This window comes from Fluviicoccus sp., assembly GCF_030646115.1.
In the GTDB taxonomy this organism is placed as follows: domain Bacteria; phylum Pseudomonadota; class Gammaproteobacteria; order Pseudomonadales; family Moraxellaceae; genus Fluviicoccus.
In genome coordinates this window covers 1-1,128 of sequence record NZ_JAUSMX010000021.1, presented here as the reverse complement: position 1 = coordinate 1,128, position 1,128 = coordinate 1, and the positions used below count along the sequence as shown (strand labels likewise).

The following is a 1,128-nucleotide window of genomic DNA, read 5'->3' as shown; positions in this document are numbered from 1 at the left end:
AGTGTTCACAAAAATGCTTCTTTATTGATAGCTTCTAATTCCCGATACGTATAGGCTAGATTGTGTTTTTATCAAAAATTATTCACCCCTTGCATCCTCTTTCAATCCGACCATAATATTTATGTAAATGCGATTCATTCGTATTTAAAATAAACACACTTTATTCACATGCCACCCATCACGCACACAACCTCGCCATGGACCACCTTGCCTTCCTGATCGCAGCATTGCCTGTCAGCCTGATCCTGGTAGCTGGCGCCGCGTGGTGGGTCTTTCGCCGCTAACGTTGACCGACCTGACCGCCTCGCAGCCGCTTGTGGCACTCTTGTAACCTCGCCTTCAACCCATTTCCAGATGAATGCCCCTTCCTTTTCAAACAACGCTGCACCCATGCAACCACTGATGCGACCGCCGGTCAGCCGCACTGCAGTCATTGCCTTCGTGGTGCTGGCCTTGCATGCGGGTTTCATCTGGGCCTTGCAAAGCGGAATGCTGATGCGGCCGGCCGAGTTGGTGGTCCCCGCTGAAATTCTGGTGGAATTTGTCGATCCGCCGGCACCCAAGGCTGCGCCCGCCCGTCCCGCACCGCCTCCTCCCGCTCCCTCAGCTGTGTTAGCTCCCCCCAAAAAGGCAGTCGCCAAAGCACCCGTTGCGCAGCCACCGCAGCCGCTGGCCATTGCAGACACCACGCCGTCCCCGAATGCGCCCGCCGGCCTGATCACGCCGCCAGCGCAGACGGCCGCCGTGGATGAAACCTCCACTGCGCCATCGACACCACAGGCAACAGCGGCGCGCCCGGCACCGGCCGTGGTCCAGATGCCCTCCAGCGATGCCGACTACCTGCGCAACCCCAAACCCCCCTACCCGGCTTTAAGCCGGCGCCTGGGTGAGCAGGGTCTGGTCGTTCACAGCGTCCTGATTGGTGTTGACGGCGCCGCCGTCAGCGCCCGGCTGGTCAAGTCCAGCGGCTTCGAGCGTCTGGACCAGGCCGCGTACCAGGCCGTCATGCGCTGGCGCTACACGCCGGGCAAACGCAACGGCGTCCCCGAAGCCATGACCTTCAACGTGCCCTTCAACTGGGTTCTTGAGTAAATTTTTTAAAAACCGTGGAGTATTGAATTCATGAAT

The 1,128-nt window shown here is 58.4% G+C and carries 1 protein-coding gene; it reads left to right on the top strand.

Going from position 1 to position 1,128, the window contains the following annotated elements; genetic code table 11:
* The first annotated feature begins 390 nt into the window (after positions 1-390).
* The gene (locus tag Q7T36_RS14925; protein ID WP_304850333.1) at positions 391-1,092 is read left to right on the top strand and encodes an energy transducer TonB; all 702 of its coding nucleotides are present in this window, start codon (positions 391-393) and stop codon (positions 1,090-1,092) included.
* Positions 1,093-1,128 lie beyond the last annotated feature (36 nt).

Coding starts and splice junctions, on each gene's coding strand:
- Q7T36_RS14925 (WP_304850333.1), top strand. CDS start 391: ATGCAACCACTGATGCGACCGCCGGTCAGCCGCACTGCAGTCATTGCC.